The sequence below is a fragment of the Occultella glacieicola genome (assembly GCF_004353825.1).
GTDB classification, from domain to species: domain Bacteria; phylum Actinomycetota; class Actinomycetes; order Actinomycetales; family Beutenbergiaceae; genus Occultella; species Occultella glacieicola.
In genome coordinates this window covers 106,140-129,709 of the sequence record NZ_SMNA01000015.1, presented here as the reverse complement: position 1 = coordinate 129,709, position 23,570 = coordinate 106,140, and the positions used below count along the sequence as shown (strand labels likewise).

General features: G+C 71.8%; 18 protein-coding genes and 3 tRNA genes. 10 read left to right on the top strand and 11 right to left on the bottom strand.

Annotated features, from left to right (window positions below):
- Nucleotides 1–389: 389 nt before the first annotated feature.
- Nucleotides 390–1,064: a DUF937 domain-containing protein gene (locus EXU48_RS22545; RefSeq protein ID WP_133109941.1), complete on the bottom strand. Its 675-nt coding sequence runs from the start codon at nt 1,062–1,064 to the stop codon at nt 390–392.
- A 267-nt stretch (nt 1,065–1,331) separates the two neighbouring features.
- Here EXU48_RS22545 and surE point away from each other — a divergent pair, with 267 nt between their 5' ends.
- Nucleotides 1,332–2,111, top strand: a complete 780-nt coding sequence (gene surE, locus EXU48_RS22540) for a 5'/3'-nucleotidase SurE (protein WP_133109940.1) — start codon at nt 1,332–1,334, stop codon at nt 2,109–2,111.
- Complete coding sequence (gene galE / locus EXU48_RS22535) at nt 2,108–3,073, top strand: UDP-glucose 4-epimerase GalE (RefSeq protein ID WP_133109939.1); 966 nt, start codon at nt 2,108–2,110, stop codon at nt 3,071–3,073. The genes surE and galE overlap by 4 nt, the downstream gene beginning before the upstream one ends.
- Nucleotides 3,074–3,084: 11 nt before the next feature.
- Here galE and EXU48_RS22530 read toward each other — a convergent pair whose 3' ends face one another.
- Nucleotides 3,085–3,435, bottom strand: coding sequence for a metallopeptidase family protein (locus tag EXU48_RS22530; protein ID WP_133109956.1), 351 nt, complete (start codon nt 3,433–3,435; stop codon nt 3,085–3,087).
- A 208-nt stretch (nt 3,436–3,643) separates the two neighbouring features.
- On the opposite strand from EXU48_RS22530, the gene EXU48_RS22525 reads away from it, so the two are divergent.
- The 8 genes from EXU48_RS22525 (at nt 3,644) to EXU48_RS22490 (ending at nt 8,777) form a co-directional block, all read left to right on the top strand.
- Nucleotides 3,644–3,716, top strand: a tRNA-Glu gene (locus tag EXU48_RS22525).
- Between the two features lie 42 nt (nt 3,717–3,758).
- Nucleotides 3,759–3,832 (top strand) — tRNA-Asp (locus tag EXU48_RS22520).
- A gap of 45 nt (nt 3,833–3,877) precedes the next feature.
- A tRNA-Phe gene (locus tag EXU48_RS22515) sits at nt 3,878–3,950 on the top strand.
- A gap of 208 nt (nt 3,951–4,158) precedes the next feature.
- Nucleotides 4,159–4,950: an ABC transporter ATP-binding protein gene (locus EXU48_RS22510; RefSeq protein ID WP_133109938.1), complete on the top strand. Its 792-nt coding sequence runs from the start codon at nt 4,159–4,161 to the stop codon at nt 4,948–4,950.
- Entirely contained in the window at nt 4,950–7,547 is a 2,598-nt protein-coding gene (locus EXU48_RS22505; protein WP_133109937.1) for an ABC transporter permease, read from the top strand. The genes EXU48_RS22510 and EXU48_RS22505 overlap by 1 nt, the downstream gene beginning before the upstream one ends.
- Nucleotides 7,548–7,655: 108 nt before the next feature.
- On the top strand, nt 7,656–8,063 hold the full coding sequence (locus EXU48_RS22500) for a phage holin family protein (protein WP_133109936.1): 408 nt from the start codon (nt 7,656–7,658) through the stop codon (nt 8,061–8,063).
- Entirely contained in the window at nt 8,060–8,368 is a 309-nt protein-coding gene (locus tag EXU48_RS22495) for a DUF3618 domain-containing protein (RefSeq protein WP_133109935.1), read from the top strand. Before EXU48_RS22500 ends, EXU48_RS22495 begins: the two co-directional genes overlap by 4 nt.
- A gap of 217 nt (nt 8,369–8,585) precedes the next feature.
- Complete coding sequence (locus EXU48_RS22490; RefSeq protein ID WP_133109934.1) at nt 8,586–8,777, top strand: DUF3073 domain-containing protein; 192 nt, start codon at nt 8,586–8,588, stop codon at nt 8,775–8,777.
- Between the two features lie 271 nt (nt 8,778–9,048).
- On the opposite strand, the gene purM is transcribed toward EXU48_RS22490, so the two are convergent.
- The 9 genes from purM to EXU48_RS22445 form a co-directional block, all read right to left on the bottom strand.
- Nucleotides 9,049–10,173 (bottom strand): phosphoribosylformylglycinamidine cyclo-ligase, encoded by a 1,125-nt coding sequence (gene purM / locus EXU48_RS22485; protein ID WP_133109933.1) that lies wholly within the window; start codon nt 10,171–10,173, stop codon nt 9,049–9,051.
- Nucleotides 10,170–11,753, bottom strand: coding sequence for an amidophosphoribosyltransferase (purF, locus tag EXU48_RS22480; protein WP_133109932.1), 1,584 nt, complete (start codon nt 11,751–11,753; stop codon nt 10,170–10,172). Before purF ends, purM begins: the two co-directional genes overlap by 4 nt.
- 47 nt (nt 11,754–11,800) lie before the next feature.
- Complete coding sequence (locus tag EXU48_RS22475) at nt 11,801–13,282, bottom strand: RNB domain-containing ribonuclease (protein WP_133109931.1); 1,482 nt, start codon at nt 13,280–13,282, stop codon at nt 11,801–11,803.
- Between the two features lie 60 nt (nt 13,283–13,342).
- Nucleotides 13,343–13,939 (bottom strand): ICP22 family protein, encoded by a 597-nt coding sequence (locus tag EXU48_RS22470; RefSeq protein WP_133109930.1) that lies wholly within the window; start codon nt 13,937–13,939, stop codon nt 13,343–13,345.
- A 97-nt stretch (nt 13,940–14,036) separates the two neighbouring features.
- Complete coding sequence (locus EXU48_RS22465) at nt 14,037–14,396, bottom strand: sterol carrier family protein (protein WP_207947867.1); 360 nt, start codon at nt 14,394–14,396, stop codon at nt 14,037–14,039.
- A 234-nt stretch (nt 14,397–14,630) separates the two neighbouring features.
- Nucleotides 14,631–19,505: an ExeM/NucH family extracellular endonuclease gene (locus tag EXU48_RS22460; RefSeq protein ID WP_133109928.1), complete on the bottom strand. Its 4,875-nt coding sequence runs from the start codon at nt 19,503–19,505 to the stop codon at nt 14,631–14,633.
- Nucleotides 19,506–19,656: 151 nt separating this feature from the next.
- The gene (rsgA, locus tag EXU48_RS22455; RefSeq protein WP_235857214.1) at nt 19,657–20,703 is read right to left on the bottom strand and encodes a ribosome small subunit-dependent GTPase A; all 1,047 of its coding nucleotides are present in this window, start codon (nt 20,701–20,703) and stop codon (nt 19,657–19,659) included.
- 73 nt (nt 20,704–20,776) lie between these two features.
- Nucleotides 20,777–22,183 (bottom strand): NAD-dependent malic enzyme, encoded by a 1,407-nt coding sequence (locus tag EXU48_RS22450; protein ID WP_133109927.1) that lies wholly within the window; start codon nt 22,181–22,183, stop codon nt 20,777–20,779.
- 268 nt (nt 22,184–22,451) lie between these two features.
- Nucleotides 22,452–23,486, bottom strand: coding sequence for a LacI family DNA-binding transcriptional regulator (locus EXU48_RS22445; RefSeq protein ID WP_133109926.1), 1,035 nt, complete (start codon nt 23,484–23,486; stop codon nt 22,452–22,454).
- Nucleotides 23,487–23,570: the final 84 nt, after the last annotated feature.

Genomic DNA, 23,570 nt, shown 5'->3' with positions numbered 1-23,570 from the left:
CCCGCGTTGACCTAGGCCCTGCGGGGTCTTGAGCGGCCCCCCCCATGGGCTATCACACGGCGACTGTTACTCGGTCAGCCGGAGCGCCTGCGGCGCGGGGGCCGGCGAGCGGGAGGCGCGGGGCCGGCCGGGGCTGGCGCACGGGCGGGGGCGGGTCGCCTGCGGGTCACCGCGTTGACCTAGCACCCGCGACGTCGAGATCGGACCCCAATATCGGCGATCTCAACGCGACAGGTACTAGGTCAGCGCCGAGCCGCGGGCAGTGCGGGGACCGGCACGCGGCCTACGCGGGCGGCGCGAGGGCTGGCGAGCGGGAGGCGCGGGGCCAGCAGGAGCTGGCGCACGGGTAGCGCTGGGTCGGAGGGGATCACCCGCAGTGGCGGGAGGCGTCAGCGCTTGCCACCGCCGAGCAGGCCACCGAGCAGATCCCCGAGGCCACCACCGGACTCCGCGCCCGATCCGCCGCCGGACCCGCCGAGCCAGCCGCCGAGGATGTCCCCGAGGTCACCGCCGGACCCGGCCGCACCGCCGGCCGCACCGCCGGACCCGGCCGCACCACCGGCCGCGCCGCCGAGCAAACCGCCGAGGAGGTCGCCGAGGCCGCCGGACCCCGCCTCACCCGCGGCCCCGCCGCCCTGCCCGAACTTCTTCGCCAGGAAGGACAGCACGATCGGGGCGAGGATCGGCAGCAACTTGGGCAGCAGGTCACCGAGGCCGCCCGCGCCCGCCGAACCGGCACCGTCCGACCCCGAGTCCGCCTTGGCCAGGGTGTTCACGACGGCGTCGGTGTTCTGCCCGAACACGTTCCGGACGATCTTCGCGCCGTCGTCGGTGTCCACCTGGTCGAGGTCGACGCCACCCTCGACGAGGCCCGGGTCATGGTGGGAGATGGCACCGGCGAGGGAGCGCGCGCCCGCCGGGTCCGCGGCGTTCGCGTTCATGCCGGCGAGCAGCGTGGGCAGCGCGGCCCGGGTGGCGCGCTCGGCGGTGGCACGGTCCACGCCGAGCCGGGCGGCGACCTGGTCCATCGGGACGGCGTCGAGGATCTCTTCGGTGGTCGACATCGGGGTGCCTCTCCTCATCGAGTGTGGGCGCCGACGCGCCCACGGCGAGCGTAGCCACCACGGTCGGCGCGGGCACCCGGGAACTCGGGCGCCCGCGCCGTTCGGGCCGGCCCGACGCGGGCGGTACCCGACCCGCCCGGGGCGCGTTCCGCCGTCGACCATCGGCACCGTGGACCCCACGACCGCGGCGCGCGGGGCAGAATGGGGGAAGCGCCCGCGCTGAGCGCGGGCCCGCCACCAGCCATACTGCGAGGGAGTCCCACCGCGATGCGGGTCCTGATCACGAACGACGACGGCATCGACTCACCCGGATTGGTGGCCCTGGCACACGTCGCCGCGGACGCCGGTCACGACGTGATCGTCGCCGCCCCCAACCGCCAGTACTCCGGGTACAGCGCCGCCCTGAGCGGTGAGAGCGAGGACGGCGGCGTGCGGCGCTCGCCGGGCCGGCCGGAGGGCCTGCGCGAGGGGATCGAGTCGGTCGCGGTGCACGCGAGCCCGGCGCTGATCGCCTACGCGGCCGGTCTCGGCGCTTTCGGCGAGCGGCCCGACCTGCTGCTCTCCGGCGTCAACCTCGGCCCGAACGTCGGGCCGGCGGTGATCCACTCCGGGACCGTCGGCGCGGCCTTCTCCGCGTCCGCGCAGGGCATCCCGGCGCTCGCCGCCTCGATCGCGGCCGAACACCCCCGGCACTGGGACACCGCGCACGAGGTCCTCACCCGGGCGTTCGAGTGGTTCACGAGCCGGCCGCAGGACGCGCGTGTGCTGAACGTGAACATCCCGGACGTCCCGGTGGCCGAGTTGCGGGGGCTCCGGGCGGCGCGGCTGGCCACGTTCGACGTCGACACCGACCTCGTGAACCGCCAGATCGACAAGCTGCTGTTCCGCCCGTTCGCCGCGCACGACGTGCACTTCGAGGAGGACACCGACGCCGGCTACCTCGCCCGCGGCTGGGCCACGATGTCCCTGCTGCGCTCACACTTCCATGACGCCGACGCCGTGGACCTGCCAGCCTTCGACACCTCTCCCGAGGAGGCTCGGCGATGACCTGGTTGGTGACCGGCGGCGCCGGCTACATCGGCGCCCATGTGGTCCGGGCGTTCCGGAACGCCCGGATCGAGGTGGTCGTCCTCGACGACCTGTCCAGCGGCCACGAGGAGTTCGTGCCCGACGGCGTCCCATTCGTCCGGGCGTCGATCCTCGAGACCGACGTGGTCGCCCGCACCCTCGAGGAGCACAACTGCATCGGCGTGGTCCACGTGGCCGGCTTCAAGTACGCCGGGGTGTCGGTGCAGCGGCCGCTGCACACCTACACGCAGAACGTCACCGGGACCGTGTCGGTCCTGGAGGCGATGCAGCGCGCCGGGGTCGAGGCCATCGTGTTCTCCTCCTCCGCGGCCACCTACGGGACGCCGGACGTCGACCTCGTCACCGAGGCGACGCCCACCCGCCCGGAGTCGCCGTACGGGGAGTCCAAGCTGATCGGTGAGTGGCTTCTCGCCGACCAGGGCCGCGCCACCGACCTGCGGCACACGTCCCTGCGGTACTTCAACGTGGTCGGGTCCGGGACCCCGGAGTTGCGGGACACCTCCCCGCACAACCTGTTCCCGCTCGTGCTCGAGGCCCTCGCGCAGGGCCGCACGCCCCGGATCAACGGCACCGACTACGCGACCCCGGACGGCACCTGCGTGCGCGACTACATCCACGTCGCGGACCTGGCGGAGGCACACGTGAGCGCCGCCAAGGCGCTGGCGCAGGGCCGGGACCTGCTGCCCGTGTACAACCTGGGCAGCGGCGACGGCGTCTCGGTGCGGCAGATCATGGACACGATGGCGCAGGTCACGCGGATCCCGTTCGAGCCGACGATCGCCGAGCGCCGGCCCGGGGACCCGGCGCGGATCGTCGCCTCCGGTGAGGCGGCCACGCGGGACCTGGGCTGGCGGATGAGTCACTCGCTGGAGCAGATGGTGTCGACGGCGTGGGAGGCTCGCCAGGCCGCACAGGGCTGACTGGGGGGCCGTCAGGCCCAGCCGAGCTCGTGCAGCCGCTCGTCGTCGATGCCGAAGTGGTGCGCGATCTCGTGGATCACGGTGACCGCGACCTCTTCGGCCACCGCGTCCGTGGACTCGCAGAACCGCAGCGTGGGGTTCCGGAAGATCGTGATCCGGTCCGGCAGCGAGCCGGCCGCCCACCACTCGCCGCGCTCGGTCAGCGGGGTGCCCTCGTAGAGCCCGAGCAGGTCGGGGTCCTCGGCGTCCGCGGGCGGCTCGTCCTCGACCAGGATCACCACGTTGCTGATGTGCCGCGCGAGCTCCTCGGGAATCATGTCGAGACCGTCGGCGACGGCCTCCTCGAACTCCTCACGGGACATCTCGGTCACCGCTTCAGTGTGCCAGCAACCGGCGCAGGTCCGCGGCCACCGGACGGCCGTCCGGGGTGGCCGAACACCGCTCGGAACCGGGTCCGCGTGACCTCGCACACAGTGGCCCCGGGCGTTTTGCTCCGCGGGCCATGCGTACCGTATGCTTTCGGAGGTCTTGGGGCGTCAAACAGCGTCACGGGCGCTCAGCTTCAACCGGGCCCCCATCGTCTAGCGGCCTAGGACCCCGCCCTTTCACGGCGGTAGCACGGGTTCGAATCCCGTTGGGGGTACGCACCACAATTGCATCACACGTAGACTCAAGCCTCACCTGAGGCCCCGTAGCTCAGTTGGTTAGAGCGCCGCCCTGTCACGGCGGAGGTCGCCGGTTCAAGTCCGGTCGGGGTCGCGAAACATCCGCCCGGTCATGCAGATGACCGGGCGTTCGTTTCAAGGCTCTGTAGCTCAGTTGGTAGAGCGTTCGACTGAAAATCGAAAGGTCACCGGATCGACGCCGGTCGGAGCCACTCACGGAGCAGACGCCGCGAACCACTCGGTTCGCGGCGTTTCTCATGCCCGACGGCGGAGCGTGCGTCGGGTGCGTGCGGCGCGGTTGGTCACGGTGGGTCACGCGCCGCGACGACCCCGCGGCTGCGCCCCCGGTCGTAGTCCGCCGTCGGCATCTCCCCCTCGTGAGTGATCCCCTCGCGCGAGGAGACCACGAATAATCGCACCATGGGCCGACACGCCGCTCCCGCCTCCATCTCTCCCGAACCCGCTGATGACCCGATCGCGTCCGCCCGTGGGCTGACCAAGGTCTACGGCACCGGTGCCACGGCCGTGCATGCCCTGCGCGGCGTCGACGTGGACCTCGGCCGAGGCCGGCTGACCGCGATCATGGGCCCGTCCGGCTCGGGCAAGTCCACCCTGATGCACTGCATGGCCGGCCTGGACACGCCCACCTCCGGCACGGTGGAGGTGGACGGCCGGGTGATCTCCTCGATGTCCCAGCGCCAGCTCACCACCCTGCGACGCACCCGGATCGGGTTCGTGTTCCAGGCCTACAACCTGGTCCCCACGCTGACCGCGGCCGAGAACATCACCCTCCCCCTGGACATCGCGCGCACCCCGGTGGACCGCGAGCGCTTCGACACCGTCATCAACACCCTCGGTCTCGGCGACCGCCTCACCCACCGGCCCACGGAACTGTCCGGCGGGCAGCAGCAACGCGTGGCCTGCGCCCGCGCCCTGGTCGCGAAGCCGTCGATCGTGTTCGCCGACGAGCCCACCGGCAACCTCGACTCCAGGGCCGCCGGCGAGGTCCTCGGCTTCCTGCGCCGCAGCGTCGACGACCTCGGCCAGAGCGTGGTGATGGTCACCCACGACCCGCGCTCGGCCTCCTACGCGCACCGGGTGGTCTTCCTCGCCGACGGCGCCCTGGTCGGCGAACTCCACGACCCCGCCGAGGCGGACATCCTCGAGGCCCTCGCCGCTCTGGGCGAGGCACGGGAGCGGGACGCCTCCTGATGCTACGGGTCAGCCTGCGCGAGATCCGTGCGCACGGGGTCAGGTTCGCCCTGTCCGTGCTCGCCGTCGTCCTCGGCGTCGCGTTCGTCGCGGGCACCTTCATCCTGCGGGCCATGCTGTCGGACACGTTCGACTCGATCGTGGAGAGCTCGCTCCAGGGTGACGCGTACCTGCGCAGCATCTCCACCACCGAGGAGGGCCTCCCCGACGGGCCGCCGGACCCGAGCGCCGGTTTCGGCGGCGCCCGGGACGGCATCGACATCACGCTGGCGGACGAGCTCGCCGACGTCGAAGGCGTGGCCCAGGCCCTGCCCGACGTCCAGGGCCCGATCGTGATCGTCGGCGCGGACGGCACCGCCGTGATCAACGGCCAGGCCCCCAGCCTCGCGCTCGCGCTGCACCCCGACGACCCGGCCGTCGACCTGGTCGCGGGCGAGGTTCCGGTGGGCCCGAACGAGATCGGCCTGGAGAGCAGCGCCCTGGAGACCTCCGGTCTGGCGCTCGGCGACACCACCACCGTCGTGCTCGGCGGCGAGGTCCGGGAGGTGACGGTCGTCGCCGAGGGCGGCTACGACTCCCCGACCTCCGGGGCCACCCTGGCGTTCCTGGACGCCGACGTCGCGGCGGATCTGTTCGCCCCGGACGGGCTGGTGAACTCGATCGCCGTCTACGGCGAGGACGGTGTGAGCCAGACGGATCTCGTGGACGCCATGACCGAGACGGTCCTGGCCGACCACCCGGACGACAACCTCGAGGCCCGCACCGGCGACGACGTCCGCGCCGAGGCATCCGCGGCCATCAACGAGATCATCGGGTTCATCGGCACGTTCCTGCTGGTCTTCGCGAGCATCGCGCTCTTCGTCGGCGCGTTCATCATCACGAACACGTTCGCGATGTCGGTGCGCCAACGCCAACGGGAGTACGCACTGCTCCGCGCGCTCGGCGCCTCCCCGGTACAGGTCTTCGCCGTCGTGCTCACCCAGGCGTTCGCAGTCGGGCTGGTCGGCTCCGCGATCGGGCTGATCAGCGGGGTGGCCCTGGTGGACCTGATCCGCTGGATCCTGTCCCGGTTCGGCATGAACCTCACCGGTGACGCCCCGGTCACCGCGTTCACGGCGGCCCTGTGCCTGGGCATCGGCACCCTGGTCAGCCTCGTCGCCGCGGCCGTGCCGGCCCGCCGGGCCGCCCTGACCGCGCCCGTCGAGGCCATGCGCGACGACGTCACGGTCACCGAGAAGTCCCTGCGATGGCGAGCCCTGGCGGGCGCCGCCCTGCTGCTGATCGGGGTCGCCGCCACCTACGTGTCCGTGGCCGTGGCCACCGACGAGACGCCCTGGTGGGGGCTCGGCCCCGGACCGTGGCTGGGGATCGGCGCCGGCGCGGTCCTGGTCGGGATGCTCGCCCTCTCCCCGGTGATCGCACGGTCCACCCTCGGAGTGCTCGCGGCACCGTTCGTCGCCGCGATCAAACCGCTGGGCCGGCTCGCCCGCGGCAATGTCATGCGCAACCCACGCCGAACCGCGAGCACCGCGGGCGCGCTGATGATCGGCATGGCCCTGGTCGCCGCGTGCACCGTGCTGGCCGCCTCCGCCCGCGAGTCGACGACGGCGATCGTGGAGTCCGAGTACCGAGCCGACTTCGTGGTCATGTCCGCCACGAACGCGGTGCCCGCCGAGGCGGTCACCGCCATCGCCGACCTCGAGGACGTCGCCCGCGCCGACGCGGTGGCCACCGCCCCGGTGCAGTTGAGCGGCCCGGGCCTCGAGCCCACCTCCACCACGGTCATCGGAGTGCCCCCGGAGGCGTTCGGCACCACCCTGGAGATCGAGACCCTCTCCGGGGACCTGGCCACCCTGGCCGACGGCGAGGCAGCAGTGCACACGAGTGCCGCCCTCGAGTACGGCTGGGAACTCGGTGACCGGATCACCCTGCGCACCGACGTCACCGAGCTCACGCTGACCGTCGGTGTCATCACGAACTCCCAGGCCCTGAACGCGGATGTCACCATCGGCCAGGACCAGCTCACCGAACTCCTCGGCCCGGCGCCGGCGAACGTGGTGATGGTCGCCGTCGACGGCGTCGAGGGGGTCTCGCCCGACGAGCTCGGCGAGCAGCTCGACACCATCCTCGAGCCGTACGTCACGGTGACGGCGCTGACGGAGGAGGAACTGGTCAACCAGATCGCGGACCGGGTCAACCAGGCGCTCGTGATCATCTACGCCCTGCTGGCCCTGTCGGTCGTGATCGCGGTGCTCGGCATCGTCAACACGCTCGCGCTGTCCGTGATCGAACGCACCCGGGAGATCGGCCTGATCCGCGCCGTCGGCCTCGGCCGCCTGCAGCTGTCCACCACGATCGTGATCGAGTCCGTGCTGACCGCCATCTTCGGAACGGTCGTCGGCGTCGTGGTCGGGGTGGCGCTCGCCGCGGCGGTCCGGTCGGTGTTCGCCGATCAGGGCCTGTCCGTCCTCGCCGTCCCGTGGGACCAGCTCGCCGTGATCGTGGCCCTGTCCGCCGTGGTGGGCGTGATCGCCGCGCTCTGGCCGGCGATCCGGGCCTCCCGGCTCCCCGTCCTCCAGGCGATCGCACAGGAGTGACGGACGGGGCGCGCGGCGCACCGTGTTGCCGATCGCCTCCTGGCACGATTGGCTGTACCCAGTACGTCCGCGCGGAACGCGCGACGAGTCCAGGAGAGGTGAGTCACGGTGGTTGACAGCAGAACACCCCCGCCGAAGGCGGACGAACCGTCGATCGGCCAGCTGGTCGGCAAACTCACCGACAACTTCTCGACCCTCGTGAGGGACGAACTCCAGCTCGCCCAGGCGCAGCTGGCCGAGAAGGGCAAGTCGCTGGGCATGACCGGCGCGCTCTTCGCGGTGGCCGGGGTGTTCGCCCTCTTCGGTCTCGGCTGGTTGCTCACCGCGGCCATGTTCGGGCTCGCCACGGTGCTGCCCTACTGGGCGGCGGCACTGATCGTCGCCGGCGTGGTCCTGCTGATCGCAGCCATCGCCGCGCTGGTCGGTCGCGCCACGCTCAAGAACGCGCCGTCGCCGCAGACCAAGGAGAACGTGATGAAGGACATCGAGGCCATCAAGGCGGGGGTCAAGTCGTGAGCACCGAGCAGGACAAGCCCGAGACCCGTAAGCGCACGGCGGCCGAGATCGAGGCGGACCTGCTGCGTACCCGCGCCGAACTCACCCGCACCGTGGATGAGCTGACCGACCGGGTCGATCCGCGCCGGCAGGTGCGCGACCTCACGGACCAGGCCAAGAACCTCGCGGGCAGCACCGCCGACCACGCGAAGTCGTTCGCCGAGGACGTCAAGGCCGGTAACCCGAAGGCGATCGGCATCGTCGGCGCGGCGGCGACCGTGGTGGCAGCGATCGTTGGGATCTCGGTCCTGCGTCGCAGCCGCTGAGTCCTGACCGGGCTCGCTCGGGCCGCACGAAGCGTCCCCTCGGCCGCCGGTTACTCCGTCAGCGGAATAGGGGTGCCGGAGCGTTCGTTCCTACAAACGGGTTCGCCCATCACCGTCGCGACAAGGTACGGTGGACCCACGACAGATAACCCATTCCCGGTCGTCACTACGTCCCCGGACGGTGTGGCACCGGCACCAATGCGGAGGGGGTCACGCCATGGGGCGCGGCCGTCAAAAGGCGAAGCAGACCAAGGTCGCTCGGCAGCTGAAGTACTACAGCCCCGAGACGGACTATCGCGCGCTCGAGCGCGAACTGACCGGTCCGACCCAGACCGACCTCGCGGACAGGTACGACGTACCGCCGCCCGAGGACGAGGACGAGTGGTCGCCGCAGTCGCGGCGCAACTGATCCGCTGAACTGGGGCAGGCCCGGCCCGCCGGGCGCACGTGCGTAGGTGGGGCCATCGAGGCGCGCCGCCGTCCGGCGGCGGGCGTCGGCCGGTCCGTCGCACTGACGATGGGAGGGCTGCCTCACGGTGCTGCCCGACGGCGTGGTGTGGGTGGCGACCTGTTGCGGTGTGATTCCGACGCACCGGGTACGTCGGAATCACACCGCTGCCACACATCTGCAGGGTCGGGTGGTTGCGCAACGACGCGCCGTCAGGCGTTGCGCAGGGGACTCAGGTCGTCCGGTACTCGTTCACGAGGCGCACACCCCCGCCGTGCACGCCCTTGGTCCCGGAGATCACCTCGGCCGAGCCGTCGGCAGCCAGGGTGTCCGCCGCCGCGATCGTACCCAGCTCCCAGGCCGGGAGCCCGAGCTCACGGCACCGGGTGAGCGTGGCGTCAACACCGGCCGGGTCAACCACGGCCACCATGCCCACCCCGAGGTTGAGGGTGTTCTGCAGGTCCGCCCACGGCACCGAGCCGAGCCGGCGCACCACGTCGAACACGGGCGGCACCACCCACGAGGACCGGTCGACGGTCGCGACCAGACCCTCCGGGAGGACCCGGGCCAGGTTCGCCGCGAGCCCCCCACCGGTGACGTGCGTGAACGCGTGCACCCTCACCGCCGGGTCGGCCGCGAGCGCCAGGCAGTCGGCCGCGTAGACCCGCGTCGGTTCGAGCAGCTCAGCCCCGAGGGTGCGCCCGAACTCCGGCACGTCCCGGTCCAGAGTCCATCCGGCGAGGGAGACCACCCGGCGCACCAGCGAGTACCCGTTGGAGTGCAGCCCGCTGGCGCCCAGTGCGATCAGCACGTCCCCGGCCCTGACCCGCTCCGGGCCGAGCAGTGCGTCGGCCTCGACCACGCCGGTGGCGGCGCCGGCCACGTCGTATTCGTCCGGCTCCAGCAGGCCGGGGTGCTCGGCGGTCTCACCGCCGACCAGCGCGGCACCCGCCACCTGGCACGCACCCGCGATGCCGCGGACGATGTCGGCGATCCGCTCCGGGACCACCTTCCCGCAGGCGATGTAGTCGGTCATGAACAGCGGCTTCGCGCCGACCACGACGATGTCGTCGATCACCATGCCGACGAGGTCGTAGCCGATGGTGTCGTGCACATCCATCGCCTGGGCGATCGCCACCTTGGTGCCGACGCCGTCCGTGGACGTGGCCAACAACGGCTTGCGGTACGTCAACAGCGCGCTCGCGTCGTACAGCCCGGCGAACCCGCCGACGCCACCGAGGACCTGCGGTCCGTGGGTGGCCCGCACGGCATCCTTCATCAGTTCGACGGCCTTGTCCCCGGCGTGGGTGTCCACACCGGCGGACGCGTAGGTGACCGGGCCGGGCTGTTCGCTCACGGGTGCATCAGCGCCCCGGCGCCGCCGGTCGCGACCGTCAGGGAACTCAGCCCATCCTCGGGCGCGCCCAGCCGTGCCTCGTCGCCTAGCCGGTCACCGGGCCCCGCCATGATCGGCAGCTCCTCCTGGTCGAGGAGTTGCGTGACCGCGGCCCCGTCCCCGATCTCGATCGGGTACTTGCCGGTGAAACAGGCCGCACAGAGCCGCGACGCGGGCTGCTCCGTCGCCTCGATCATGCCATCGAGGCTGATGTAGCCCAGGGTGTCCGCACCCAGACCGTGCCCGATCTCCTCGACGCTGAGCCCGTTCGCGATCAGCTCGGCCCGGGTGGCGAAGTCGATGCCGTAGAAGCACGGCCACTTCACCGGCGGCGAGGAGATCCGCACGTGCACCTCGGCGGCCCCCGCCTCGCGAAGCATCCGCACGAGCGCGCGCTGGGTGTTGCCCCGCACGATCGAGTCGTCGACGACCACGAGTCGCTTGCCGGAGATCACCTCGCGCAGCGGGTTCAGCTTCAGCCGGATGCCGAGCTGCCGGATCGTCTGGCTCGGCTGGATGAACGTGCGCCCGACGTAGGCGTTCTTGGTGAGCCCCTGCGCGAACGGGATGCCGGACTCCGCGGCGTACCCGATGGCGGCCGGGGTCCCGGACTCCGGTACTGGAATCACCAGGTCCGCCTCCGCGGGGTGCTCGCGCGCCAGCGCGCGGCCCATCGCCACCCGGGCGGCGTTCACGGACTTGCCGGCGATCGCGGTGTCCGGGCGGGCCAGGTACACGTACTCGAACACGCAGCCCTTCGGCGCGGCCTCGGCGAACCGCTGCGTGCGCAGGCCGTCCGCGTCGATGGCGATCAGCTCGCCTGGCTCCACCTCGCGCACGAACGACGCGCCCACGATGTCCAGGGCCGCGGTCTCCGAGGCGACCACCCAGCCACGCTCCAGTCGGCCCAGCACGAGCGGGCGGATGCCCTGCGGGTCCCGCGCCGCGTACAGGGCGTGCTCGTCCATGAACGCGAGCGAGAACGCGCCACGCACGCGGGGCAGCACCTCCATGGCCGTCATCTCGAGCGTGTGCTCGGGATCTCCGGACAGGAGCGCGGTGAGCACCATGGTGTCGGAGGCTCCGCCGTCGAGCAGTTTCTTGCGCTCCTCGGGGCCGTACCGCTCCCCGACGAGGGCGATCAGCTCGCTGGTGTTCGTCAGGTTGCCGTTGTGGCCGAGGGCCACGGTGCCCGTCGATGTCGGGCCGAGGGTCGGTTGGGCGTTCTCCCAGGTGCTCGCCCCGGTCGTCGAGTAGCGGGTGTGGCCGAGTGCGATGTGGCCGGTGAGGGTGCGCAGCGACATATCGTCGAAGACCTGCGACACCAGGCCCATGTCCTTGTAGACGAGGATCTGCTCGCCGTTGCTGGTCGCGATGCCGGCCGACTCCTGGCCGCGGTGCTGCAGGGCGTAGAGCCCGAAGTAGGTGAGCTTCGCCACCTCCTCACCGGGAGCCCAGACCCCGAAGACGCCACACGCGTCCTGCGGGGCCTTCTCGCCTGGGATGAGTTCATGCGACAGCCGGCCATCTCCGCGTACCACGCCACCATGGTCCCACAGGCATCACCGGTGGCGAACTCGGCCGGGGCTCAGTCGGCCCCGTGTTCGAACCGGACGGTGCGTGAGCCGGGGTCGGCCTCGGTCAGCCGGACCCGTACCGACTCCCCGAGCGGCAGGTCGGTGCCGGTCACCGTCGCCCGTACGGCCGGGTCTGCAAGCACCACGGTGCCCTCCTGCCCGACGGCGGTGCTCGCCTCGGGCGCGTCGGCGGCGGCACCGTTGTTCCTGCGCTCGAGCAGATCGACGATCACACCGTCGAATATCTCCCCCACTCGCGGCTGCAGCAGCACCGCCTCGACCAGGTCCACGCAGGCTCGCTCGTAGGAGTTCGCGCGCTGGCCGGACCGGTTCATGATCTTGGGGAGCCGCGGCAGTGCCTCGCGCACCCAGTCCGGCACGTCGGTCCCGGCGCTGGCGGCCAGGCAGACCTCGAGCCCGTACCGGTCCACCAGCCGACGCAGCGGCGCGGTGACGTGGGCGTACTCGGCGGCGATCGCCGCGTGCTCGGAGCTCGGCGGCAGGTCCCCGTCGAAGTCGAGGTAGCCGGCGCCCCGGAACAGGGACGTCGCCTCGTGGGCGAAGGCGGCGTGGGCGGGCACCGTCGCATCGAGGGTCGCGAGGACATCGCCGTAGCCGGCGTCCTCGGGCCAGTCGATGCCGAGTCCGTGGGCGGCCCGGCGCAGCCGTGTCACGTCGCGGGGGTCGGCCGGCTCCAGGGTGCGGAAGATCCCCGCCCGCTTGCCGCGCATCAGAGCGGCCGCGGCGATCCCGGTCAGCAGGGAGATCTGCGCGTTCCACTCCTCGACCGGCAACGTGGCGCGGTAGGCGAGGCGGTAGCCGCCGTCGTCGACATCCACCTCCTGCTCGGGGATCTCCAGGGAGACGCCGCCACGGGCGCGCTCCCGCTCCTGACGCAACGGTCCGACCGTGGCCAGCAGTGCGAGGGACTCGCTCGCGGTGCCCGCGTCGATACGCTCCTGGACCTCGTCATAGGTGAGCTGCTCGCGGCTGCGCACCCTGGCCCGGTACACCTTCGCCGAGGTGATCTCACCGGTCGCGTCCAGACCGATCTCCCACAGACACGCGGGCCGTTCGACATCGGCGAGCAGGCTCGCGGCCCCCTCGGACAGCACCGGCGGGTGCAGGGTGATCGCCCCGTCCGGGCCGTAGAAGGTCACCCCCCGGTCGGCGAGCTCGGTGTCGATCGGGCCACCGGGCGTCACGAACGACGCCGGGTCCGCGATCGCGTACCGGACCAGGAACCCGTCACCCTCGCGGGACAGGTGCAGCGCCTGGTCGAGGTCCTTCGCGCCGGGTGGGTCGATCGTGACGAACTCGACATCGGTGGCATCCGTCCCGCCGGTCGGCGGCGCCGCGGCGGCTGCCTCGGCCTCGGCGACCGCAGCCTCGCTGAACGGTCCGGGGACGTCCAGCTCCCTCCGGATCTCGGCGAGGGCCGGGCCGACGGTCTGGGTGGCCGCGGAATCGAGGTGAACGGTTCGACGAGGCACGTCGGGCTCCTCCGGGATGGGTCGGTGCGGGGTCGGGCCGGCGTCGCCGCCGCACCGGGCTCAGTGCGGTTCGGCCCTCAGGTCACGCTTGTGGGTCCGATCCAACAGCACCGCGATCAGGCACGCGACCAGAGCGCAGAACGGGGCGAGCAGTGCCACCAGGAGGAGGAACATGCCACCACGGTCGAGGTACTCGGTGGGGACACCCATCCGGGACAGCGCGAACGCGATGATGACCCCGAGGGCGACGCCGAACCCGGCGAACCGGCCGAACCGGGGTGCGCGCCGGACCCGGCGACGGTCCGCGATCGCGGCGAGGTCCAGGGTGGTGGGGTCCGAGATCCGTTCGGCGGAACCGGCCCAGGCCGGCGGCTCCTCTTCCTGGGGGACGACGCCGGGATCCGTCCCGGCTGCCGGCTCGAGAGACGTGTCGTTCCGCTCGCCGATCACGTCGGGGGCCAATACGGCGGGTGGGTCGGCCGGCGAGGCGTCGCCCTCCTCGACGGGCGCGCCCTCCTCGACGGCGTCGTCCTGGCCGCCCGCGTCGCCCCCCTCGACGGGCGCGGCCTCGTCCTGCTCGGCCGGCGCACCGGGAAGCGGCGGGATCGGCTCCCGTTCGCCCTCGGGCTCGTGATCGCCCTGTTCCAACGTGCTCATGCCCCGACGGTACCGCGCGGCCACCGCGGCACCGAACGGCCGAGACCGGCAGAGACCGGCGGATAACGGCGCTCGCGCCCCGGCCGACCCGGGCAGCTCAGAACAGTGGGAGCACCCCGGTCAGGTCGGCGCGCTGCCCGGACGCCCGGACCCGGCCGGCGGCAACCTGGTCGGCCCAGGTCAGCTCGCCGGTGGCCAGACCGAGCCAGGTCTGGCCGTCCATCTCGACGACGTTCGGCGGTGTGCCGCGGGTGTGCCGCGGGCCCTCGATGGCCTGGACCACCCCGGCCGGCGGGACCCGCACCTCGACCGAGTTGCCGGGCGCCACCTCGCCGAGCTCCTCGAGGCAGTACCGGACCGCCGTACGGACCTCGGCCGGCGCCGTCCGCGCGCCCCCGGCCCGCCACGCGGACAGTGCCGCCTCACCCTGCTCGGTGCTGATCCGCCGTCGTGCCACGCTCCCGAACCTACCGGTCCCGGCGGTGTCAGTCGCCAAGCCCTCGAGTCAGTCGGCACGCCCCTCTGCGCCGACTGATTCGAGGGGCCGGTGACTGAGTCGAGCGGCTGTGACGGGCCAGGACGCAGGGGTACGGGGCGCACACGTGCGGACGCCCGGCCCCCGCTTGACGGGGACCGGGCGTCCGGGTCTGCCTACCGGGCTAGGAACTCCAGAAGGCCCAGCCCAGGCTCATCACGGCCACGGCCACCACGGGAACAGGAACTTCAGCAGCGCCCACAGGAAGCGGGCGAACGCCTCCCACGGGTTCGTCGGCTCCTCGGGCTCCTCGTCGGCCGCCACCGTGACGGGGGTGGTCACCGAGGTGCCGTTGTCATCGGTGATGACGAGGTCGACGGTGCCTTCCAGACCTTCGGGCACGGTCACCCGTACCTGGGCCCGGCCGACCTCGTCGGTGGTGTCCACGATGGCCGGATCCACCGCAGCGGTCCCGACCTGCTGACCGCCGAGGGTGATCGCGACCTCCGCCGGAACCGGCTCACCGGCAGAGAAGGCCAGCGAGGACAGGTCCAGGGCGATCTCGTCACCGGCCGCGTACTCGGCCGCCGGGTCCGAGACCCAACTGACGCCGACGGCGCGCTGGGCCAGGTCCGGCGAAGCCGAACCGAACTCGGCCATGTAGTCCACCATGGCGACCAGGTCGCTCTGACCGGAGTCGGCGGTGCTCGTGCCCTCGGCCAGGGTGGCGAAGTTGTCACCACCGGAGGCCAGGAACGAGTTCACCACGACCGTGTACTGCGCGGCCGGGTCGATCGGCTCGCCGTTCAGGGTCATCTCCAGGATCCGCTCGCCGGCTGCGGCGTTCGGGTCATAGGTGTAGGTGAAGCCCGCCGACACACCGAGCCGCAGGAACGGGCGGGAGGCCGCGGCGGGCTGCCACTGCTCCTCGAGCACCTGGGCGATCTGGTCACCGGTGAGCACGGTGGTGACCAGGGTGTTCGCGAACGGCTGGACGATCGCCGCCTCGCGGTAGGTGAGCACGCCGTCGCCCTCGTTGCCGGAGGCGGCGTACGTCATGTCCGCCCGCAGCCCGCCCGGGTTCATCATGGCGATCTGCGCGTTCGGGTTGGTCCGCTGCGCCGCCCAGAGCTGGACGTCCGCCACGAAGTTCCCCAGGGTGGACTCGCCGCCGCGGTTCTCCGAGCCGTTGCTCTGGCGGGCCCGGTTGAAGTCCGCCGTGATCTCGCCGAGCGGGACGGCGCCGAGTTCGTCGGCGACGGCCACCGCCTCGTCGATGATCGTCTGGACCTCGGGGTCACCCGCACAGAACGTCTCCCGCGGGATCGGCGGGGTCGCCGTCGGGTTGCCGGCAACGGGGACCAGGTCCACGTTCTCGGCGGTGGCGGCCGTGACCTCACCGGAGGCGCGGTCGACGGTCAACTCCAGGTGGCCCAGCCGCTCGCCGTACTGGCCGGTCTGGGTCACCCACAGGCCGTCGACGTCGTGGACGTAGGCCTGGTGGGTGTGCCCGGAGATGATCGCGTCGATGTTGGCGTCCGCGCCGGCGACCAGGTCGCCGTACGGGGTGCCGTCGGCGCTGGCCAGGTCCGGGGACGACGCGCCGTCGTGCACGAGCACCACGATCACGTCCGCCTCGCCGTTGGCGTCGTCGCCGTCGGAGAGCTGCGCCGAGTACGAGTTGACCGCCTCACCCATGTCGCTGAAGGTGAGGCCCTCGATGCCGGCCGGGGAGACCAGGGCCGGCATCTCCTCGGTGATCGCACCGATGAAGCCGACCGAGATGCCGTCGACGTCGAGGATCGTGTACGGGTCGTACACCGGGTCACCGTTGGCGTCCACGATGTTCGCGGCCACGTACGGCCAGTTCGACGCCGGGATCACCCGGTCGTTCACGTCGTCCTGACCCTGGTCGAACTCGTGGTTGCCGAACGCGGAGACGTCCAGGCCGATCGTGTTCAGCACGTCGATCGTCGGCTGGTCGCCGGCGATGAACGAGGTGAACGTCGACGCCCCGATGCTGTCCCCGGCGGAGACGAGCAGGGTGTTCGGATTCTGCGCGCGGAACGTGTCGACCGCGCAGGACAGCACGGCACCGCCCGCGGACTCGCCGCCCGCCTCGATCCGACCGTGGAAGTCGTTGATCGAGAGGAGGTTGATGTCCACCGTGGGCGTGACATCCTCCGGCACGTCGATCCCGACGATGATCGGGTCGTGGTCCGAGGCCCGGAACTGGGTCCCGGGCTGGAAGTGCTCGCTGGCGAAGTAGTTGTACCGCGAGTACTCCGCGAGCACGGACTCGACCGAGTTGATGCTCCACACGTCCACGCCGGTGACGGTCTCCAGGGCGGAGGCGTTGGCGAACACGTGGTCGAGCGAGCCGACCTTGCCGTCGAAGACGTACGTGGTCTCCTCGGTGTTGAGGTTGGTGTAGCCGGCCGCCTCGAGCGCGACGACCGGGTTCTCCGCTCCGTAGGAGTTGAAGTCACCGAGCAGGAAGATGTCCTCCACCCCGGCGGCGTCGGCCACGTCCTGCGCGAACGCCGTCAGCGCCTGCGCCTGGGCCACCCGGTCCGCGTCGAAGCAGCCCTCCGGCAGGTCGCCGCAGTCGCCACCCTTGGACTTGAAGTGGTTCGTGACGGCGATGAAGGTGTAGTCGCTGCCGACGGCGGTGAAGGCCTGGGCGAGCGGCTCGCGGGCGTTGTCGAACGCGGCCGAGCCGACGAGCACGACCGAGTCCCCGGCGAGCTCCACGCTCGCCGGCCGGTAGATGAACGCGTTCCGGATGACGTCCTGGTCGGCCAGGTCCGGCAGCACGGCCGGCGAGGGCGCGAACGCCCAGGTGCCGGCCCCGGCGTCGGCGTTCAGGGCGTCGACGAGGGCCGCGAGCGCGGCGTCCCGGTCCTGCCCGAACTGCGCCGAGTTCTCGATCTCCTCGAGGGAGACCACGTCCGCGCCGAGGCCGTTGATGGCCGCGACGATCTTGTCCTGCTGACGCTGCAGGTTCGCCTCGTCCCAGGCGCCACGGGCGTCACACCCGGTGTTGACCGTGATCGGGTTGCCGTCCCGGTCGGTGTAGGGCACGCAGCCGGGCAGGTCCGTGCCGAGGGTGGTGAAGTAGTTCAGCACGTTGAACGTCGCGATACTCAGGTCACCGCCCACGTCCTGCGGGGTGGCGTTCGCCTCCTGGGTGTTGCCCGTGTTGAACAGCACCACGTCGTCGGCGTTGCCGTCGACCGGGGCCGTCGGCTGGAAGTTCCACTGGAACCGGAAGTCGACGATGACCGGGGCGGAGAACGTGAGCCCGGCGCCGGTGCGCACGTTCGGCGCTCCGGTCAGGTAGGGCACGTTCGCGCTGGTCGCGGTACGGGCGGACTGCCCGTCGTCGAGGGTGATGGCGCGGGCCGCGTTGTCGGCGGCGACCGCGTCGAACTCGGGCGTGCCGGGCAGGGCGACATCCGTCTCCTGGACGAGCGGGCCACCGAGGCCGAGCCCGATGGACCCGAACGCGCTGGTACCCCACCCGCCGAGGGCGTAGGTGTCGGAGACCACGTAGTCGGCGACGGGGGCGACGAGCATCCCCTCGAAGACCTCCCGCTCGGCGTCCGTGCCGGGCAGGGCGAACGCCTCGATCGGCTTGACCGCCTCGGCCGGGGTGTCCAGCACCACGGCGCCACCGGCGCCGACGGTGATCTCGGTGAGGCCGTTGAACTCCACGACCGAGCCGGTCACCTGGACGTGGTCGCCGACCTGCACGGAACCGACCGTCGCCGCCGAGTACACGAACACGCCGTCGGAGGCGGTCCGGGTGCTCGGATCGGCATCGCCGCCGCTGCCCGCGGTCTGCAGGTAGTACCCGTCGAAGCCGCCGGTCGGGTAGGCCGCGGTGACCACACCGGTGGTGGTCACGGTCTGGCCGGCCACCGGGGAGGCGTCCCCGGTGCCCTGGATCTCGGCGATGGTGTGCGTGTCCTCACCGGGCTCGCCGGGCTCACCCGGGTCGTCGGCGGTGTTGATGGCACCGAACGACTCCGGGGCGGGGCCGGTCCAGACGCCGTCGATCAGTTGCAGGGACTCCCCGATCGGGTTCGAGGAGCCCTGCTCGACGCCGATGTCGGTGCCGGTCACGCCGTCCGCGGGGCCGCCGACGGCGGCGAAGCTGCCCTCGTAGGTGAGGAACTCGACGAGGTTGCCGTCCGCGTCGACGAGCGCGACGCCGTCGGGCGATCCGTTCTGGATGCCGTTCTCCGGGTACTCGACGACGAGCACCCCGGCGTCCGGAACCACGCCGCCGACCGCGTCGGTGTCGTAGGGGCCGCCGTTGTTGCCGTTGTAGAGGACCAGGGTCCAGCCGGTCAGGTCCGCCCCCACGGTGGCCTGGACCTCGATCGCCTCGCCGACGTCGGTGCCGACGTTGTCGTAGTGGATCTCGCTGATGAACGCCTCGACCTCGGGCTCCGGCTCCGGCTCGGGGTTCGGCGCGCCCTGCGTGCTGGCGACCGGGCCGGTCCACGCAGTGCCGATCCGCTGCAGTGTCAGGCCTCGCTCGGCCTCGGACTGCTGCACGCCGATGTCGGTGCTGGCCAGTCCGGCCGCCGGGCCGTCGGCCGCGGTGATCGCGCCGCCGTAGGAGATGAACTCGACGACGCCGCCGTCGGGGTTCACCAGGGCGACGCCACCGGTGCCGTTGACGATGGACTCGGATCCGTAGTTCAGCACAACGGTGCCGTTGCGAGCCGAGCCTCGGACGTTCGAGGTGTCGTACGCGACGCCGTCGGCGCCGTAGAGCACCACGCTCCAGCGGTTCAGGTTCGTCCCGGCCGGCGCTTGGATCTCGATGAACTCGCGGGCGTCGGTGCCCGCGTTGTCGTAGTGGATCTCGCTGATGAAGATCGAGCCGTCGGTCTGCGCGAATGCGGCACTCTCATCCCCCGAGGAGAGTGTCGCGGCGGCGCTGCCGGGGTCGCTGTCGGGTGGTTCGGTGGCGGCGAACGCGGGAGCCGCGGCGCCGAGACTCGCGAGCGCGAGCGTCGTGATCGTAGCTATGGGACGGAACGCATGCCTGCGACCGCCCCTGGAGGATGGTGACATGTGGGGGCATCCTTTGTGTGATCCAGACAACAGGGGGTACCCGGCACGGTAGCGCCCTCCGGTGACACCTGGAAGGGATTCGGGCACCTTCCGCGTCGGAGTTCACCGGAGGGTCATGGAACGTTCAACGGGGGGGCTGCGGCCTCGAGGGTCAGCGCCGCGCCCGCTGCCTGGCTGCCTCCCGGGACGAACGCTCCCGGGTGCGCCACTGGCGTCGCTGCTCGGCGGCGACCCGCTGGTCGGCCCGGGCGGCCTGCCGGCGCGCCTCCCGCTGGAGCTTGCGCCAGGAGGTGAACCGTCGCTCGCTGAGCTCGCCGGCGTCGAGTGCCGCGACGACGGCGCAGCCCGGCTCCTGCTCGTGCGCACAGTCGTTGAACCGGCACAGTGCGACGAGCGCCTCGATGTCCTCGAAGGTGGCGGCCACCGCCTCCTCGGTGGCGACGATCCCGACCGAGCGCAGGCCCGGGGTGTCGATCAGCAGCCGCCCGCCGGGCAGCGGCACGAGTTGACGGTGCGTGGTGGTGTGCATGCCGCGGCCGTCGCCGCGGACGGCACCGGTGATCATCACGTCCGACCCGGAGAGCGCATTGACCAGCGTCGACTTGCCCGCGCCGGAGGGCCCGATCAGCACCAGGGTCTGGGCGCCGGCGAGGGCGGTGTCGAGATCGTCCAGGCCGGCACCGGTGCTCGCGCTCACGGCGACCACGCCGACCCCTGGCGCAACCGCCTCCGCTTCACCGACCCAGTGCTCGGTGTCGGAGACGAGATCGGACTTGGTCAGCACCACGAGCGGGATCGCTCCGGAGCGCCACGCGATGGTCAGCATCCGTTCGAGGCGGCCGAGGGATGGCGTGGGCTCGAGGTGTTCAACGATGACGACCACGTCCACGTTCGCGGCGATCACCTGCTCGAGGGACGTGCGGTCGGAGCCGTCCCGGGACAACTCGCTGGTACGGGGCGCGACGAACACCCGGTCACCGTCGATGACCACCCGGTCTCCGACGGCCGGGTGCACCGGGTCGCCGACCACGGCCGGCAGGGTGCCGGCCCGGTCGGTCGGCACGGTCAGCTCGACCGGCTCCGCCCGTGGATCGAGCGTGCCGGGCTCGGTGCCGTCAGCAGGCAGCAGCACCTGGACCGATCCCCGGTCGACCCGGGAGATCCGCCCGTTGCCAGACTTCGTGCCGCCATCGTTCACACCACCGACGGTAGGCGGCCGGGCAAGGGAATATGCCGGCAGCAGGCCGGGCGGGCGGACCGTGCGGGCCAGGTCAGTCCGCCGCGACCGCCGTCGGGTCGGCCTCCGCCGCGGCCTTGACGGCGGCCGCGATGGCGGTGTGCAGGTGCGGGTGGAAGACACTGGGGACGATGTAGGTGGCGTTCAGTTCGTCCTCACCCACGACGCCCGCGAGCGCGTGGGCGGCCGCGAGCAGCATGTCGTCGGTGATCCGTGTGGAGCGGGCGTCCAGCAGCCCGCGGAACACCCCGGGGAACGCCAGCACGTTGTTGATCTGGTTCGCGAAGTCGCTGCGTCCGGTGGCGACCACGGCGGCGTGCCGGGTGGCGATCGCCGGGTCCACCTCGGGCACCGGGTTCGCCATCGCGAACACGATCGAGTTCGGGGCCATCGCGGCGACGTCCGCCTCGGTGAGCAGGTTCGGCGCGGAGACCCCGATGAACACGTCCGCGCCGACCATCGCCTCGGCCACGGTGGTGCCGTACCGGTCCCCCTGGGTGGCCTCCGCGATCCAGCTCAGGGTCGGCTCCAGGTTCGGCCGGTCGGACCGGATGATCCCCTCGACGTCCGCGACCACGACGTCCCGGGCACCGGCGGCGAGCATCAGGCGCAGGATCGCCGAACCCGCGGCACCGGCCCCGGACTGCACGATCCGGACGTCGCCGATGTCCTTGCCGACCACCTTGAGCGCGTTCGTGAGCGCACCGACCGCGACGATCGCGGTGCCGTGCTGGTCGTCGTGGAACACCGGGATGTCCAGTTCGGCGCGGAGCCGGTCCTCGACCTCGAAGCACCGTGGCGCGGAGATGTCCTCCAGATTGATGCCGGCGAACACCGGGGCCACGATCCTGACGGTCCGCACGATCTCGTCGACGTCTTGGGTGTCCAGGCAGAGCGGGAACGCGTCGATGCCGGAGAACCGCTTGAACAGGGCCGCCTTCCCCTCCATCACCGGCAGCGCCGCCGTCGGCCCGATGTTGCCGAGGCCGAGCACGGCCGACCCGTCCGTCACCACGGCCACCGTGTTGCGCTTGATCGTGAGCCGGACGGCGTCCTCGGGGTGTGCCGCAAGCTGCTGGGAGACCCGGCCGACGCCCGGTGTGTAGATGAGCGAGAGGTCGTCGCGGTGCCGGATCTGCATCTTCGGCTGGATCTCGATCTTGCCGCCGAGGTGGGCGAGGAAGGTCCGGTCCGAGACCCGTCCGATCGTCACGCCCTCGACGGTGCCGAGCGCGTCGACGATCCGGCTGGCATCCTCCTCGCCGCCGGTGGCGCAGGTGACGTCGACCTGGAGCCGGTCCAGGCCGGACGCGGACACGTCGACGGCCGTGACGACTCCCCCGGCCTCCTCGACCGCGGTGGTGATCGAACTGACCGCCGCCGGCCGGGCCGGCATCTCCAGTCGGACCGTGATCGAGTAGCTGACGCTGGGTGCACTCATCGCCTGTTGGACCACCTTCACCGCGCTCGGGGTTCGCCCCACGTCGTCGATCGGGGCGCCGCTGGCCATTGTGCCGCAGCCGGGTGGAGGTGGCACCACCGTCCCTCCCACCCGGCTCGGACGCGCGGACCCGCTCCCTCGACCGGCCGATCTGCCCGGGCCGCTGACCCTGACCGTCCCCGACGGTCGTAGCCGAGGTCAGCGGGTGCGTGGCGGCGCATCGGGCAGCGCGAGGGCAGCGCGTGGGGGCGCGTGGGGGGCGGAGCAGTCAGGCGAGCAGGGCTGTGGACCGGCGCACCACGAGTTCGGCGGCCAGGTCGAGGCGCCTGTTGATGGGCGCCTCACCCCTGGCGATGCCGAGCAGCATCCGGGTGGCCGTCGCGCCCATGTCGTAGAGCGGCTGGTTCACCGTGGTCAGCTGCGGCACCACCCACTCGGCCAGCGGCAGGTTGTCGTAGCCGACCACCGAAACGTCCTCGGGCACCCGCAGGCCCAGCTCGTCGGCGGCCCGCAGCACGCCGAGCGCCTGCATGTCCGAGCCCGCGAAGATCGCGGTCGGGCGGTCCGGCAGGCTCAGCAGTTCCAGGCCGTACCTGTGCCCACCGTCGACGCTGAAGTCGCCGTACCGGGTCAGGGCCGGGTCGAGCGGCACCCCGGACTCGTCGTGCGCGGTCCGGTAGCCGTCGACGCGGGCACGGCTGCACAGGACGTCGGCGGGACCGCTGATGACGGCGACCCGACGGTGGCCGAGCTCGATCAGATGCCGGGTGGCGCTCAGCCCGCCGCTCCAGTTGTTCGACCCGACCGTGGGCACGCCCGCCGGCGGCTCGCCGTCGGTGTCCACGACCAGGAACGGGATCGATCGGCTCTCCAGTTGGTGCCGCTGCTCGCGGTCCAGGCCGGACAGCACGAGCACCACCCCCAACGGGCGCCTGGCCAGAACCGCATCGAGAAGCTCCTGGGGCGGGCGGTGCTTGCCACCGAGCTCGGAGAGCACCACGCCCACGTGCTCGGACGCCGCGACCGCCTCGACGCCGCGGATGATCTCGATGGCCCACGGCGACCCCAACTGGTGGAACACCAGATCGATGAGCGCCGGTCCCGCGGGACCGTTCGACCGGCGGCGCCGGTAGTTGTTCCGGGCGAGCACCTCCTCGACCCGTTCGCGGGTCCTCTGCGAGACGTCGGGGCGTCCGTTCAGCACCTTCGAGACGGTCGGGACCGAGACCCCCGCCTCGGTGGCGATCGAGGCGATCGTCGCCTTGCGCGGAGCGTCCGGCCCGGTGTCCGAGAACTGCGTCATGACCGACCCCACCTCCTCCCGCAACTTTCGGGGCGACGCTACCACTCGCCGACACCCGCGCCGCAAGTGTTCTCGTTCCGTTAC